The 14419-nt window shown below is 67.9% G+C and carries 14 protein-coding genes; 11 read left to right on the top strand and 3 right to left on the bottom strand.

Features of this window, described 5'->3' with window-relative positions:
• Positions 1 to 231: 231 nt before the first annotated feature.
• From ACYVII_RS09200 to ACYVII_RS09180, 5 genes are all read left to right on the top strand, one after another.
• A complete protein-coding gene (locus ACYVII_RS09200; RefSeq protein WP_460534164.1) occupies positions 232 to 1668 on the top strand; it encodes a glycoside hydrolase family 1 protein in 1437 nt (478 codons plus the stop codon).
• A 177-nt stretch (positions 1669 to 1845) separates the two neighbouring features.
• Entirely contained in the window at positions 1846 to 3054 is a 1209-nt protein-coding gene (locus tag ACYVII_RS09195) for an ROK family transcriptional regulator (protein ID WP_460534162.1), read from the top strand.
• Between the two features lie 131 nt (positions 3055 to 3185).
• Complete coding sequence (locus tag ACYVII_RS09190) at positions 3186 to 4082, top strand: 1-phosphofructokinase family hexose kinase (RefSeq protein WP_460534160.1); 897 nt, start codon at positions 3186 to 3188, stop codon at positions 4080 to 4082.
• A gap of 373 nt (positions 4083 to 4455) precedes the next feature.
• A complete protein-coding gene (locus ACYVII_RS09185; RefSeq protein WP_460534416.1) occupies positions 4456 to 5691 on the top strand; it encodes a multidrug effflux MFS transporter in 1236 nt (411 codons plus the stop codon).
• A 65-nt stretch (positions 5692 to 5756) separates the two neighbouring features.
• On the top strand, positions 5757 to 6359 hold the full coding sequence (locus tag ACYVII_RS09180; protein WP_460534158.1) for a GNAT family N-acetyltransferase: 603 nt from the start codon (positions 5757 to 5759) through the stop codon (positions 6357 to 6359).
• A 39-nt stretch (positions 6360 to 6398) separates the two neighbouring features.
• On the opposite strand, the gene ACYVII_RS09175 is transcribed toward ACYVII_RS09180, so the two are convergent.
• On the bottom strand, positions 6399 to 6956 hold the full coding sequence (locus ACYVII_RS09175; RefSeq protein WP_460534156.1) for a YdbT family protein: 558 nt from the start codon (positions 6954 to 6956) through the stop codon (positions 6399 to 6401).
• Positions 6957 to 7313: 357 nt separating this feature from the next.
• On the opposite strand from ACYVII_RS09175, the gene ACYVII_RS09170 reads away from it, so the two are divergent.
• Positions 7314 to 7484, top strand: coding sequence for a hypothetical protein (locus ACYVII_RS09170; protein ID WP_460534154.1), 171 nt, complete (start codon positions 7314 to 7316; stop codon positions 7482 to 7484).
• A 128-nt stretch (positions 7485 to 7612) separates the two neighbouring features.
• Positions 7613 to 7966: a YciI family protein gene (locus tag ACYVII_RS09165; protein WP_460534152.1), complete on the top strand. Its 354-nt coding sequence runs from the start codon at positions 7613 to 7615 to the stop codon at positions 7964 to 7966.
• A gap of 27 nt (positions 7967 to 7993) precedes the next feature.
• On the opposite strand, the gene ACYVII_RS09160 is transcribed toward ACYVII_RS09165, so the two are convergent.
• Together ACYVII_RS09160 and ACYVII_RS09155 are read right to left on the bottom strand one after the other, a co-directional pair.
• The gene (locus tag ACYVII_RS09160; protein WP_460534151.1) at positions 7994 to 9367 is read right to left on the bottom strand and encodes a 6-phospho-beta-glucosidase; all 1374 of its coding nucleotides are present in this window, start codon (positions 9365 to 9367) and stop codon (positions 7994 to 7996) included.
• Positions 9364 to 10149, bottom strand: a complete 786-nt coding sequence (locus ACYVII_RS09155) for a DeoR/GlpR family DNA-binding transcription regulator (protein ID WP_460534149.1) — start codon at positions 10147 to 10149, stop codon at positions 9364 to 9366. The genes ACYVII_RS09160 and ACYVII_RS09155 overlap by 4 nt, the downstream gene beginning before the upstream one ends.
• A 253-nt stretch (positions 10150 to 10402) precedes the next feature.
• Between ACYVII_RS09155 and ACYVII_RS09150 the strand changes: the two genes are divergently transcribed.
• From ACYVII_RS09150 to ACYVII_RS09135, 4 genes are read left to right on the top strand one after another with little or no spacing between them, the layout of a single operon-like run.
• Entirely contained in the window at positions 10403 to 11422 is a 1020-nt protein-coding gene (locus tag ACYVII_RS09150; RefSeq protein ID WP_460534147.1) for a carbohydrate kinase family protein, read from the top strand.
• On the top strand, positions 11419 to 12576 hold the full coding sequence (locus ACYVII_RS09145; RefSeq protein ID WP_460534145.1) for an extracellular solute-binding protein: 1158 nt from the start codon (positions 11419 to 11421) through the stop codon (positions 12574 to 12576). The genes ACYVII_RS09150 and ACYVII_RS09145 overlap by 4 nt, the downstream gene beginning before the upstream one ends.
• Positions 12573 to 13523 (top strand): ABC transporter permease, encoded by a 951-nt coding sequence (locus tag ACYVII_RS09140; protein WP_460534143.1) that lies wholly within the window; start codon positions 12573 to 12575, stop codon positions 13521 to 13523. The genes ACYVII_RS09145 and ACYVII_RS09140 overlap by 4 nt, the downstream gene beginning before the upstream one ends.
• Positions 13523 to 14416 carry an ABC transporter permease gene (locus tag ACYVII_RS09135; protein ID WP_460534141.1) on the top strand — a complete coding sequence of 298 codons (894 nt, stop codon included), beginning with the start codon at positions 13523 to 13525 and terminating at the stop codon, positions 14414 to 14416. The genes ACYVII_RS09140 and ACYVII_RS09135 overlap by 1 nt, the downstream gene beginning before the upstream one ends.
• Positions 14417 to 14419 lie beyond the last annotated feature (3 nt).

Raw genomic sequence — 14419 nt, 5'->3', positions numbered from 1 at the left:
GCGGAAACACACGGGCAGCCGCCAGGCGACGGCCATCCGAGCAGGAGTTACGAACACGAAGGCCCGGTCAGTCGGCCGAATCGTTTCGACCGGCGCGACGGGTCGCAATGGATGCACGCTATCGTGTCGGGAAGAGCGCTCTCTCGAGAGCGTGACACCCGACATCCGTTCGGCGCGGCATCCGCGCGTCATGCGCACCTCGCGCACCCCGTGCACACAGGCAGGAATGACATGGCTCAAGGCAGTGACGACTTCCGCGACAGCGGTCTGCGGTTCCCCGACTCGTTCGTGTTCGGCTCAGCGACGGCGTCGTACCAGGTCGAGGGCGCCGTGAAGGATGACGGCCGGCTGCCGTCGATCTGGGACACGTTCAGCCACACGCCGGGCAAGGTGTGGAACGGCGACAACGGCGACGTCGCGGACGATCACTACCACCGCCTCGAGGCCGACCTCGACCTGATGAAGCGTCTCGGGCTGCACGCCTACCGGTTCTCGATCGCATGGCCGAGGATCATCCCGACCGGCCGTGGCCAGGTGAACCCGAAGGGTGTCGACTTCTACTCGCGACTCGTCGACGGCCTGCTGGAACGCGACATCACGCCCGTGGCCACGCTCTACCACTGGGACCTGCCGCAGGTGCTCGAAGACGAGGGCGGCTGGCCGAACCGCGAGACCGCGTACGCGTTCGCGGACTACGCGGCCGCCATCGGCGAGCGACTCGGCGACCGCGTCGCGGTGTGGACAACGCTCAACGAGCCCTGGTGCTCCGCCTACCTGGGCTACGCATCCGGTGCGCACGCGCCGGGTCGCACGAACGGAGCGGCTGCCCTGCGAGCGGTGCATCACCTGAACCTCGCGCACGGCCTGGGCTTGCAGGCTCTGCGCGCGACCGTCGCGAACGACGACGCGCAGTACTCGGTGACGCTGAACCTGCACGTGATCCGGCCGGAAGGCGACACGGGAGCCGAGGCTGCGCGCCAGATCGACGCGCTCGGCAACCGGGCGTTCACGCATCCGATGCTGAAGGGCGAGTATCCGGCCGACCTGCTCGAGGACACTAAGGCGCTGACCGACTGGTCGTTCGTGCAGCCGGGCGACCTGGAGACGATCAACCAGGGAATCGACATCCTGGGCGTCAACTACTACTCGACGAACCGCGTGCGGTTGTGGGATGGCAGGAGCGAGCGACAGCACGCCGACGGCCACAAGGATGTCGGCGCATCGCCGTGGCCGGGCGCCGACCGGGTGGAGTTCCTGGAGCAGCCCGGCCCCTACACCGAGATGGGCTGGAACATCGAGCCGGCCGGCCTCTACGACCTGCTCACCTCGCTGCGCGACGAGTTCCCGCAGCAGCCGCTCATGATCACCGAGAACGGCGCAGCCTTCCCGGATGTCGTCTCGCACGAAGAGAGCGGACCCGCGGTGCATGACGCGGACCGCATCGACTACCTGCGGCGCCACCTCACGGCCGCGCACCGTGCCCTGCAGGACGGCGTCGACCTGCGCGGCTACTTCGTGTGGTCTCTGATGGACAACTTCGAGTGGGGCTTCGGCTACTCCAAGCGGTTCGGCATAGTGCGCGTCGACTACGACACCCTGGAGCGTCTGCCCAAGGAGAGCTCCGCCTGGTACGCCGAGTTGGCGGCGACGCGGACGATCCCGCAGTAGTCCTGGGCCCGGCCGGTCAGCAGATGCAGCGAGACTAGCTGCTTGCGATGCCACTAGCTGCCGTGCACCTAGTGTCATCCCATAGGCCTAGTCTCACCGGGCTGCCCAGGCCCGGCCGGGTGGACCGGTGGCCGATAAGTTCGGTTGCCGAACGTGAATACCAGTAGGCTGCCTCAAGTGACCGAAGCCTTGTCGGCGCCGACGCCGGATACCACGCCAGTGCGCCCCTCGCTCGGGAGCAATCTCGACGGAGTGCGGCAGCACAACCTCGGTGCGGTGCTGCGGCTCGTGCACGGCATCTCCGGGCGTTCGAGGTCGGAGCTCACCAGGGCGACCGGGCTCAGTCGCTCCACGATCGGCGCACTGGTCGCCGAACTCGCCGCGCTCGGTCTCGTCTCGGAGCAGGAGCCGCGGGAGTCGACGGGCGTCGGCCGGCCGAGTCCGGTGGTGGTCGCGAACCCGAAGGTGGTCGTCGTCACGGTGAATCCGGAGGTCGACGGCGTCAATGTCGGGCTGGTCGGGCTGGACGGCACGGTGCACCGTCGCGTGCGGCACGCCACCGCCGAGCCGCCGACCGCAGAGGAGGCCGCGCGCATCGTCGCGAACGTGCTGGAGGGTTTCAAGGCCCTGTTCGACACCGGTCTGCGGGCCACCGGCATCGGCGCCGCCGTGCCCGGCAGCGTGCGGGAGGCGGACGGCGTCGTGCGCATGGCACCGCACCTCGAGTGGGTCGACGAGCCGTTCGCCGCGCTGCTCGAAGAGGCAACCGGGCTCCCCGCGCTGGTGGCCAACGACGCCAGCCTCGGCGCGAACGCCGAGCACCTGTTCGGGGCAGGGCGCGGCATCGGCGACCTCATCTATCTGAACGGCGGCCCCGGCGGCGTCGGCGGCGGAGTCATCACACGCGCGCTGCCGCTCGCCGGAAGCTCCGGCTACGCCGGAGAGCTCGGGCACACCCTGGTGAACTCCGAGGGATCCCGCTGCCACTGCGGCGCCATCGGATGCCTGGAGACGGAGGTCTCGCAGGCTCGCCTTCTCGACGCGCTCGGTCTCGACGACGCGGATGGACTCGACGAGGCGATGCAGAGCCTCGACGAGAAGGGGCGCGACGAGGTGGAGCGCCAGTTGCGCTACCTCGCGGTGGCGATCCGCAACGCCGTGAACATCCTCAACCCGAGGCGGGTGGTGCTCGGCGGATTCCTCGGCGTGCTTCTGGATGCCGCGCCGCACGTGCTCGACGCCGCCGTGCGCGAGCAGTCGCTGACGGCATCCGCGGAGCAGGTCGACATCGTGCGTGCCGAGCTCGGCACCGAGGTGCTCACGGTGGGTGCCGCGGAGCTCGCGTTCACGAGACTGATGGCCGACCCGACGGCGCTGCGTCGCTGATATTCATCGCCGCTTGAGCAGCGGCGAAGCCGCGTATCGCAACCCAGCCTGACGGGACCGCTTCACTCACTGCCGTGATCGAAGCGGTCCCCGAGTGGCCGAGCCGAGAGAGCGCCCATAGGCTGCCGCACATGATCATCACGCTCGCGCTCTCGGCCAGCCTCGACGTGACGTATGAGGTCGACGAGCTGAACGTCGGCGACATCACGCGGCCGTTCGCCGTCACCAGGGTCGCGGGTGGCAAGGCACTGAACGTGGCGAGGGCGGCATCCGCGCTCGGCGCCGAGGTGAGCACGCTGGCCGCGCTGGGCGGCGCGACGGGAGAGTGGGTCGCATACATGCTCGCGGAAGACGGCGTTGCGGCCACGGTCGTGCCGCTGCGACGCGTGACGCGCACCTGCATCGCTGTGGTCGAGCGAGCGGGGTCTGCGACGAGCACCGACCTGTACGAACCGGCCACCGAGCTCGACGCCGACGAGTGGGATGCCTACGCCGCCGCCACCCGCGGCGCAGTCGCCACAGCAAGCACTTCTGGTCCAATGCCATGGGTCGCGCTGAGTGGATCCGTCCCGCCGGGCGTACCGCTCGACGAGCTCGGATCGCTCCTGGCCGAACTGCGCAGGAACGGGTGTCGCATCGTCGTCGACGGGTCGGGAGACGGACTGCGCGCGACCGCGCCGGCAGCCGAGCTCATCAAGGTCAACCGGCGCGAGGCATCCGAGCTGCTCGACACGGAGCTGGAGACCGCGACGGATGCCTGCCATCGGTTGCGTGCACAGTACGGATGCGACGCCGTGGTCACCGACGGCGTCGCGGGGTCAGCTGCGCTGCTGGGCGACATCCAGACCTCGGTTCCGGCGTCGACCCGGCGCGGCCGGTTTCCGGCAGGAAGCGGCGACTCGTTCCTCGGCGGACTGCTCGCGGCGTTCGAGCGCGGTGATTCGGCGGCGGAAGCGCTCGCCGCCGCAGCGAGCGCGGGGGAGCGCAACGCACTCGTCGCCGGGCAGGGCCGCCTCGCCGCGGGCTAGAACCGCACTCTGGCGATCCCCAGCCGACATCCGATAGAGTTGTCTCGAATCGATTCGACGCCGCTCCTCATCAGCACTGAGCGGCGTCGATTCGCGTCTCGACCTCTGACGCAACTCGTAAGCGAATTCCTGCAGAAGAACTATGTCTACCGCCACCAAACCGATCCCCGTCGTTCCCGCCACAGCCGGAGCCACCCCGCGTCCTCCCCGTCGCGGCGATGTCGCGTGCCCGTCGGTCGCCGAAGACGCCGACTTCGTCCAGACGCAGACGTCGGGCATCCCGGTCGTGGGCATCACGGCGGGTATGCCCACCGGCGGCATCCCGACGATCGAGCCGGGCACGCGCGGCCGGGGGCGCCGTTCGCCGATCACCATGCCGGCATCAGTCGTGCACCCCGGCGACGCGCTGCCGACGCGCAAGCGGGTCACCTACATCCTGATCCTCGGTGCGCTCACCGCGCTCGGCCCGTTCACGATGGACACCTACCTGCCGTCGATGCCGAAGCTCGAGAGCGACTTCCACGTCTCGACCGCGATCATCCAGCTCACGCTCACTGCGACGACCGTCGGCTTCGGGCTCGGTCAGCTCATCGTCGGCCCATGGAGCGACAAGGTGGGACGGCGGATGCCGCTCATCCTCGCGACGGCCGTGCACATCCTGGCGTCGCTCGGGGTGGCGCTCGCACCGAACGTCGAGCTGCTCAGCCTGTTCCGTCTGCTGCAGGGCCTCGGCGCCGCCGCCAGCAGTGTGGTCGCAATGGCCATGGTGCGCGACCTCTTCAGCGGGCATCGTCTGGTCACGATGCTCTCGCGTCTCGCGCTCGTGAACGGCCTCGCGCCCGTGATCGCGCCAGTGCTCGGCTCGCAGTTGCTGCTGATCATGCCGTGGCGCGGCATCTTCTGGGTGATCGCGTCATACAGCGCCGTGATGCTCGCCTGCCTCGTGCTGTGGATCGTGGAGACCCGGCCCAAGGAAGCGCGCATCGCCTCGGGCCATTCCAGTGTGGGGCAGCGGTTCAAGTCCGTGCTCAGCGACCGCATCTACGTCGGCATCGTCATCGTCAGCGCGATGAACTTCTCCGGTCTGTTCGCCTACCTGTCGTCGAGCTCGTTCGTCTTCCAGATGGTCTACTCGTTCGACGCGCAGCAATACGGCGCACTGTTCGCCGCGAACTCCGTCGGCATCATCATCGGCGTGCAGACGGCCGCGCGGCTGGCCAAGCGGTTCGGCCCGCAGTGGGTGCTCTCCGTGTCGACGGCGACCATGACGATCGCCGCTGCGCTGATCGTCGTTCTCGGCAGCACGGGCACCGGCGGCATCTGGGGTGTCATCGTTCCGCTGTGGTTCTTCATCGCCTCGTGCGGCTTCGGCTTTCCCTGCGTGCAGGTGCTGGCCCTCAACGGACACGGCGCAGAGGCCGGTACGGCGGCGTCGCTGCAGGGCGCGTCCAACTTCGCGATCGCGGGACTCATCTCCCCGCTCGTCGGTCTGCTCGGCGTGGCCAGCGCCGCGCCGATGGGTATCGTGATGCTCGCCTGTTCGCTCGTGTCGGTCGGTTCACTGTGGTTCGTGGTGCGGCCGCGCACCGTGCCGCCGCTCGCACGCTGACGCGCGGCGACACGGCGGGCTAGCGCGGCCGGGCCGACGCTCGAGGTTCGACGAAAGAGAGAACTGTGACAGACATCCGTCCGTACCGTTCAGGCGACCGCGACGCGGTCTACGAGATCTGCCTCAAGACCGGCAAGTCGGGCGAAGATGCCACCGGTTGGCTCGATAACGACGACGTGCTTCCCGACATCTACGCGCTGCCGTACGTGGACCTTGCACCCGAGACGGCATTCGTCGTCGACGTCGACGGGCGCGCGCACGGCTACATTCTCGGCGTCGCCGACACCGCCGCGTTCGTCGAACGCCTGCGCACGCAGTGGCTGCCCGGATTCGAGGCCAAGTATCCGCTGACCGGCGACGACACTCCGACCCAGCGCTTCGTTCGCGACGCTCGTCGCCCGGAACGGATGCTCATCCCCGAGCTCGACGACTACCCGGCTCACCTGCACATCGACCTGCTGCCCGACCTCCAAGGACAGGGCTTCGGGCGGATGCTCGTGCGCACGCTGACGACGGAGCTGCGGTCGCGCGGTGTTCCCGGCGTGTGGCTGGAGTATGGAGCCGACAACGTGAACGCCGGCGCGTTCTACCGTCGCCTCGGCTTCACGCCGCTTCCGTCCAGCGCAGCAGGCACACGGGTGGGCCTGCGCACGGACGCGGAAGTCTGACCCGTCGCTCCCGCCGAGCGAGTTCTCGTCGGCGAGCGTTTACAACCAGGTGAGCAGCGGGATCCGTTCGAACCAGTACAACCATCCTGGTTGCGTGGACCGCATCTCCGACAGCGTCACAGACTCCTGCGGGCTGACGAGCGGACGGTCGAGCACGTCCGCGAGGTCTTCCATGTCGGCGCGCGACCAGTACTGCCCGCGCAGCCGGATGCGCGGCGCACCGCCCTTGTCGAGAATGAAGAGATTCGGCTGCGTGTCGAGCGCGTTGTCGCTGTAGATCTCGATGAGACACAGCATGCCTATCTCCTGCTTCGACATCTCGGAGACGCGGCCAAGGAAGCCACGCTCCAGCACCCCCTCGGGCGAGACCAGCACTTTCGTGCGGCGGTACTGCAGTACGGCGAGAATCGCGATCAAGGCCACGAACACGTGCACCGCGAGCGTGATCTGCCATCCTCCGCTGCTGATGGTCAGCCAGTACGCCACGGCGAACAGGGGAGTGGTGAGGGCGAGCGCGGCGATCATCCCGCTGGCAAGCAGGTGACGATGCGGACGCAACACGTGCGTCTCGGTCGTCATCATCTGCTCGGAAAGCACAGAGCTCCTGAAGCCTCTCTGGGGATTTGCATTCAGATTGGAGGGGCCGTCCTTCGGGCGGCCCTGACCGCGGCTCTCTCGCCCGCGGCCCTAGGCATCGCTCCGGTGCCCGATCGCGTCATCGCCGCTCGAACCGACAACAACGGAAGAGCGTCTCCCAGGGCCACACTAGCGAGAATCCCTCACAGATAGAACCCCCATTCCGCCCCAGTGCGCGCCTGAGCGCGAACATCCGTGAACCCGGCGCCCGAACATCCAGAAATGGATGCTCCCCGCTGACGCCCGCGCACCCGACCGGCTAGGTTTGAAGGCGAGGCACCGACCGCTCGGGGTGCCGGCAGAGTGGGAGTGTTCCGCATGAAAGTGGTCGCGTTGGTCGTCTCGGGAGTGCTGTTCCTCGGCGGTATGGCGCTGATGGGTTATGCGCCCGAAGTCGCCAACTGGGAAGGCCTCACGTTCTTCGGCGGCATCATCGCCATGGCGCTCTCGTTCGCGCTCCCGATGTACGTGCTGCCGAAGTTCGACTGACCGTCGTCGTTCGGCACTCTGCCGATTTCACCATCGCGTGAGCCGGTCGTGTCGAATCCGGCGCCGGCTGTTCGACGTCTCCGTGACGATGCGTGAACGCTCGTCACCGACGCACAGAGGGACGACACATGGCCGAGTACTTCATCGCGATCAGCGGGAACGAGCAGCGGTGGGATGCGATGACCGCCGACGACTGGGCAGCCATCGACGAGGGACACCGCCGCTTCCGCGAGCAGGCGGCCACGGCGATCCTGGCCTCTGGGCAACTCGAGGGTCGCAGCGTCTGGACGACAGTGCGTGCCTCCAGCGCCGGCGAGCCCACCGCAGCAGACGGGCCCTTCGCCGAGACCAAGGAGATGCTCGGCGGCTTCTACCTCATCGACGTGCCGGAGAAGGCGGATGCCGTCGCACTGGCAAGCCTGCTCGCGGAGACGCGGGCCGACCACAGCGCCGTCGAGGTCATCCCGCTCGTTGTTCGTTAGCGGAGGCCTCGTCAGGGGAGGCAGGGGTCAACCGCGGAAGACCGCCGCGACCTCCGGGATGGCGGCGATGTATCCGTCGAGAAGTCGTTCCGCGGTCGTCACCGAGTCGACGAGCGGATGCAGTGCGAACGCGAGCAGCGCTTCGTTGCGGTCGCCTGTGGTGGCCGCGCGGATGATGTGCCGCTCGACGTCCTTGAGCTGCAGCATGAGGCCAAGCTGGTGCGCATCCGGGGCTGCGGTCACCAGCGGATGCGTGCCGCCGGCATCCACGAGCGACGGCACCTCGACGACGGCGTCGTCGGGCATGCCGGGGATCGCGCCCCGATTGCGCACGTTGAGGATCATCGTGGAGCGCTCGTTGCGGCTGATCGCGTGCATCACCTCGAGCGCGACGCCGGCGTAGCCCTGCATCACCGGGTCGAGGTCCGAGAGCGGTGCGCGAGCCGGGGCATCCTGCGTGCCGCCCTTCGCCTCCGCCATGTAGCTCGCATCTCGGCGCGCCACGGCGGCGCGCCAGCGCTCGACGGCCGACCCTGCCTCGGTGGCCAGCCCGTGGAAGAACTCGTCCTGGGTCTGCGCGAGGAAGTCGCCCCTGGTGAGGCCCGATGAGAGCACGTTCCGAACCGCGTCGCGATTGAAGTAGTAGTAGTACAGGTACTCGTTGGGGATCGTCCTCAGTGCCCTGATCCACTGCGTGCCGAACACCTCGCCCTCTTCGAGCGCTGCCAGCCGCTCGTCGTCGGCGAGCAGCGCGGGCAGCACGTCGACCCCGTCGTAGAGCAGCCGGCGCATCCAGCCGAGGTGATTGAGGCCGATGTAGTCGGGTTGCAGGCGGTCGAACTCGAGCCCGAGCAGCGTCGCCGCCCGGCGAATGAGACCGGACGGGGTGTCGCAGATGCCCAGCACGCGGTCACCGAGAATGGGCTGCAGTGACTCGGTGATGATGCCCGCCGGATTCGTGAAGTTCAGAAGGTAGGCGCCCGGGGCGTGCTCGCGGATCACTTCGGCGTAGTGACGCATTACCGGGATGGTGCGCAACGCGTACGACAGACCGCCCGGCCCCGTGGTCTCCTGCCCTAGCACTCCGAGGTCGAGTGCAACGTGCTCGTCGTGCCGGCGACCGGCGATCCCGCCGACCCGGATGGCGGCGAACACGAAGTCCGCGTCCTCGATCGCCTCGCGCTCGTGGGTCGTCGTGACGACGCGCGGAGCATCCGTGCGCCCCTGTGCCGTTTGTCCCTGGGCGAGTTCGTCGAGGATGCGACGGATACCGTCGAGCTTGCTCCGATCGCTGTCGAGGAGGGCCACCTCGGTGACCCGTCGTGGGCCGATGTCGCCGAGCAGCGCTTGATACACGAACGGCGTGCGGAATCCTCCGCCGCCGAGGATGGCGAGCTTCATGCGACGATCACCGTTCCGCCTGCCTCGGTGCAGAGCCTTGTCGTGTTCGGATTCGCTCCCTCGGTGGTCACGAGCGTGTCCACGTCGGCCAGCGAGCACAGCCGCAACGAACCCGTGCCGGGAAACTTGCGATCGGATGCCATCAGCACACTGCGATCGGCGACCGCGAGCATCCGCTGTTTGATTGGAGCCTCGACGGCCATGTCGTCGACCACCGAGCCGTTCTCACGAACGCCGGTGCAACTGAGGAACGCGATGTCGGCGCTCACCTGGTCGAGTGAACTCTGCGCCAGCGATCCCACGAGGCTGCGGTAATTGCGGCGGAAGACGCCGCCGAGGAGAACGAGCCGCACGGCCTCGTCGTCGCGCAGCTCGTCGAACGCTGCGACGTTTCCGGTGATGACCGTGACCGGGCGTCCGCGCAGCGCACGGGCGACGAACGAGGTCGTGGTGCCGATGTCGAGCAGCACGACCTGACCGTCGGTGACGAGATCGGCCGCCGCCTTGCCCATCGCCGCCTTGAGGGATGCCTCCAGGTCGTCGCCGACCGTCCACGGGTCTTCGAGGCGCTCCGGGTCACCCGGCTGACCCGACGTGGCCCGCGGCTGGACGACGGCGCCGCCGTACGTGCGCACGAGCTCGCCGTTCTCGTCGAGCCGCTGGAGGTCACGGCGGATCGTGGACTCGCTCACCTCGAGGCGTTCGGCCAGTTCTCGCACCGAAGCCGATCCGTCGACGGCCAGGGCGTCGAGGATCCGGGTGCGCCGGGCCTTCGAAATCATGGGCACGAGTTTATCCGTCGGGTGACGGAGTTTGCGTGAATCGCGCAAGAAGGAAGGAGGAAGGCGACGCCGAACCCGGCTGAACGAGCGGTAACGGTTTGAGAAAATGTCCTGACATCCCTTGACCGGGGGGCACGTCGCGCGCCTATGCTCAAAGCCAGTCAAACAATGTCACAATTCGCGCGATCAATGGCGACGCGCCCGTCGTAGCCCGAGTTCCCGTGATCACGCACCGCGAGTGGAGAAGCACCAGGTGGAAGAGCAGAGGTTCGCACCGAGCGCAGGCATCGAGGCCTCCCCGGCGGGGATCGATGCGGTCTTCGGCGGCCGGCTCTACTGCGATCTGGTCTTCGCCGACGTTCCCGTGCCCGGTCCGGGGCAGGAGGTGCACGCCTCGGACTTCGTTCTCACCGCCGGTGGCGTCGCCACCCGGGCGATCGCCGCGGCACGATTGGGAATGGATTCCGGCATCGTCGCGGTGCTCGGCACAGACCCGGTCAGCCGTCTGGTGCGCTCGCTCCTCGAGGACGAACCGCGGTTGCGCGCCCACTGGATCGCCGAGCATCCGTCTGCCCGTGTCGCCGTGACGGCCGTCATGACCGAGGGGAGCGACCGGAGCTTCGTCACGTACGAGGACGAGGCGTCCGCGATGCCCTCGACGCTGCCTGCCGGGGGGACGCCGGACGCCGGGTACTGCCAGACCGACCTGGCCGATGCGGAGGCCGACTGGGTCGTGCGCATGCGTGCCGGCGGCACTCGCGTCTACGGCGGAGTCGGCTGGGACGTGACGGGCGCGTGGGACGGCAGCGACCTGGAGCGGCTGACGAATGTGGATGCGTTCATCCTGAACGAGGACGAGGCGCTCGCGTACACGCGCAGCGACAACGTCGAGGGTGCCGCACGGGTGCTGGCGGAGCGGGCCGGCCTCGTGGTCGTGACCCTGGGCGCGGCCGGAGCGCTCGCCGTCGACTCCGCGCGTGGCCAGGTGGAGCGCGTCTACGCGCCGCGCGTCAGGGCCGTCGACCCCACGGGCGCCGGCGATGTGTTCACGGCGGCCTTCATGACCGCCGAGCGCGAGGCCTGGCCGCTGCAGACCGCGCTGCGGTTCGCCACGCTCGCGGCGTCGGCATCCGTACAGTCGCTCGGCGGGGCATCCAGCGCACCCCGACGCGAACAGCTGGCGGCCGCATTGCCCGAGGAACTTCCGGACGAGCACTGGGAACCGATCGCCGAATGGGCGAGAAAACGGATAACGACAGGAGGACAACGATGAGAACAACACGACGGAGAGTGATGGCGGGTGCTTTGGCGACCGCCGTCGCGCTCGCTCTCGCGGGATGCGTGCAGAGCGCGAATCAGTCGCAGGGCGGCAGCACTTCGGGAGGCAAGCACTCGCTCACGGTCTTCGTCAGCGCAGACACGAACATCCAGGACCTGTGGCAGAAGACTCTGATCCCCGCCTTCGAGAAGGCGAACCCGTCGTACTCCGTCAAGGTCGACTTCGACCTGCATGGTGTGCACGACCAGCAGACGGTGGCGAAGATCACCGCCGCCACCGTGCAGAAGCGCGACCCGGGCTACGACATCGTCGACGCCGGATTCGTGCAGCAGCTCTCCACCAGTGGACTGCTCGCGACCGCGACGCCGAAGCAGATCCCCAACCTCTCCAAGGTGGCGGAGGCGATCCGCAAGCCGGGCGGGGCGAACTCGGTGCCGTACCGGGCGTCATCCGTGCTGCTCGCCTACAACAGCGACAAGATCAGCTCGCCGCCGAAGACCGTCGACGACCTGCTCGCCTGGATCAAGGCGAACCCGGGCAAGTTCACGTACTGCTCACCGGCATCCGGCGGTAGCGGCGGTGCGTTCGTGACCACGGTGCTCGACAAGACGATTCCGTCGGCCGATCGCGCCAAGATGGTCACCGAGTACGAGCCGAACCTCGAGACCGATTGGAACGCCGGCTGGGCGACGCTGCGCAGCCTGAACCCCTACGTGTACCAGCAGGGCGTGTACCCGAACGGCAACAACCAGGTGCTCGACCTGCTCTCCAGTGGCCAGATCCTGATGGCGCCGGTCTGGTCCGACCAGTTCACCTCCGGTGTGCAGAGCGGACAGATCCCGAAGAACATCAAGGCGACGCAGACCACGCCGTCTCTGACCGGTGGTGCCTCGTACCTTGGCGTTCTCAAGGCGTCGCCGCGGGCGAAGGATGCCTACAAGCTGCTGAACTGGCTGCTGACGCCGTCGGCGCAGGCATCCATCTCCCAGTCGGTCGCCGGCTACCCGGTGATCCCGCTGAAGGAGCTGCCGCAGTCGATCCAGACCGAGTTCGCCAACGCGCAGATCGACAAGCTGCGCCCGACGTACCAGGCGCAGATGAACAACGACATGAACCAGCAGTGGTCTCAGCAGGTGCCCGGCAAGTGACGGTCTCCACCGCGCGTCGCTCGAGAAGCGGCACGAAGAGCCTCGGGGTCAAGCGCACCCCGAGGCTCTCGGTGGCCGGGTTCCTCATGGCCCTGCCGCCGATCGTGCTCGTGCTGCTCTTCGTCGGTCTGCCCGTCATCCTCGCGCTCGGGTTCAGCCTCGGCTTCACCGGCGGGCTCAACACCGTGGTCTCGTTGGTGGGACAGCAGGTGCACAAGGCGACGGACTGGTGGGGAACGTTGGCGGCCTGGGTGGACGTCTTCGGCGACACCCAGTTCCTCACGAACCTCGCCGTCACGGTCGTCGTCACCGTCGTGAGCGCCGTGGTCGTGCTCGGCATGTCGATCGGCATCGGCCTCTATCTGCGCATGCGCGGCGGCTGGTTCGCCACGCTCCTGTCCGGACTCGCCGTCGTCCCGCTGTTCATCCCCGTGGTCATCGCGTCGTGGGCGATCCTCACGTTCTATGCCGGCGACGGATTCATCCGCAGCGTCTTCGCCTCCGTCGGCCTCGTCGGTCCGACCTGGGGCTACACCGTGGTTGCGATCGTCATCGGCTCGGTGTGGACGTCGCTGCCGTTCGCGGTGTTGATGATCTCGTCCGGGTTCCAGTCCATCCCGGATGCCATGATCGAGGCCGCGCAGGATGCCGGCGCGTCCCGCGCGCGCATAGCGTTCAGCATCCTGATCCCGATGTCGTCTGTGCCGATCGTGATCGCCTCCACGTTCACCGCGATCGGCGTGATCGGGTCGTTCACGGTTCCGTACTTCACCGGTCCGAACGCGCCGACCATGCTCGGCGTGATGCTGACGAGCTACTTCACGGCATTCAACCGGCCCCAGCAGTCGATCGTGATGGCGTTCACGATCTTCATCGTCGCGGCCGCGATCGGCGCGTTCTATGTATGGGCGAACTTTCGGAGCGCCAAGGAACAGGGGAGGGCGTGATGAGCGCGGTCACCGATCGCACGCCGCCGCCGGCAGTCGAACGCGACCGGCCGGAGCCGCGGCTTGAGGAGCGCAGCCCGCTCGTGAGCCGGATCGCCGGCAGGGCGCTCATCGTGCTGTTCTCGGCGTTCATGATCCTGTTCATCCTCGGGCCTCTGGCGTGGCTTGCCGTGCACGCCTTCGCCACCAGCTGGACGTTCCCGAACCTCTGGCCCAACGGCTGGACGCTGCACTGGTTCGGCACCGTCTTCAGCGACCCCGGTCTCGGCGCGGCCGTGCAGAACTCGCTCGTGATCTCGCCGATCGTGGTGCTGTGCTCCGCCGTGATCTGCCTGCCGGCCGCGTACGCGTTCGCCCGGCACGAGTTCTTCGCAAGGCGCACGTTCCTCGTGGGGCTCTTCGCGACGAACGCATTCCCGAAGATGGGCCTGTTCGCCACGCTCGCGTCGTTGTTCTACGCACTGAACCTGATGAACACCGTGGTCGGCATCGTGATCGTGCAGCTGCTGGGCACGATCGTGTTCATGACGTGGATCCCGGCCGCGGCATTCTCGGCGGTTCCGCGGAGCCTCGAGGAGGCGGCGCGCGACGCGGGCGCATCGAAGCTGCGGGTCTTCTTCCGCATCACGCTGCCCATGGCGCTGCCGGGCATCCTCGTCGCCATCGTCATGTCGTTCCTGGCCTCGTTCGACGAGGCGCAGGGCACGTACCTCGTCGGCGCACCCGACTACTTCACGATGCCGACCGAGATGTACACGCTCGTTTTGAACTACCCGAAGCAGGTCGCGGCCGTGTTCTCGATTCTGCTGTCCATTCCGTCCGTCGTCCTCCTGCTCGTCGCCCGTAAGCACATCATGGGTGGACAGCTGGCCGAGGGCTTCCAGATCAGATAGAAG

The organism is Humibacter ginsengiterrae (genome assembly GCF_054780115.1).
The sequence above is the reverse complement of the archived record's forward strand: the minus strand, read 5'-3'. Positions and strand labels throughout refer to the sequence as shown.

Bases quoted from the DNA above. Each gene is read 5' to 3' on its own strand.
- ACYVII_RS09200 (WP_460534164.1), top strand. From the start codon at position 232: ATGGCTCAAGGCAGTGACGACTTCCGCGACAGCGGTCTGCGGTTCCCC.
- ACYVII_RS09190 (WP_460534160.1), top strand. From the start codon at position 3,186: ATGATCATCACGCTCGCGCTCTCGGCCAGCCTCGACGTGACGTATGAG.
- ACYVII_RS09185 (WP_460534416.1), top strand. From the start codon at position 4,456: ATGCCGGCATCAGTCGTGCACCCCGGCGACGCGCTGCCGACGCGCAAG.
- ACYVII_RS09170 (WP_460534154.1), top strand. From the start codon at position 7,314: ATGAAAGTGGTCGCGTTGGTCGTCTCGGGAGTGCTGTTCCTCGGCGGT.
- ACYVII_RS09165 (WP_460534152.1), top strand. From the start codon at position 7,613: ATGGCCGAGTACTTCATCGCGATCAGCGGGAACGAGCAGCGGTGGGAT.
- ACYVII_RS09160 (WP_460534151.1), bottom strand. From the start codon at position 9,367: ATGAAGCTCGCCATCCTCGGCGGCGGAGGATTCCGCACGCCGTTCGTG.
- ACYVII_RS09155 (WP_460534149.1), bottom strand. From the start codon at position 10,149: ATGATTTCGAAGGCCCGGCGCACCCGGATCCTCGACGCCCTGGCCGTC.
- ACYVII_RS09145 (WP_460534145.1), top strand. From the start codon at position 11,419: ATGAGAACAACACGACGGAGAGTGATGGCGGGTGCTTTGGCGACCGCC.
- ACYVII_RS09135 (WP_460534141.1), top strand. From the start codon at position 13,523: ATGAGCGCGGTCACCGATCGCACGCCGCCGCCGGCAGTCGAACGCGAC.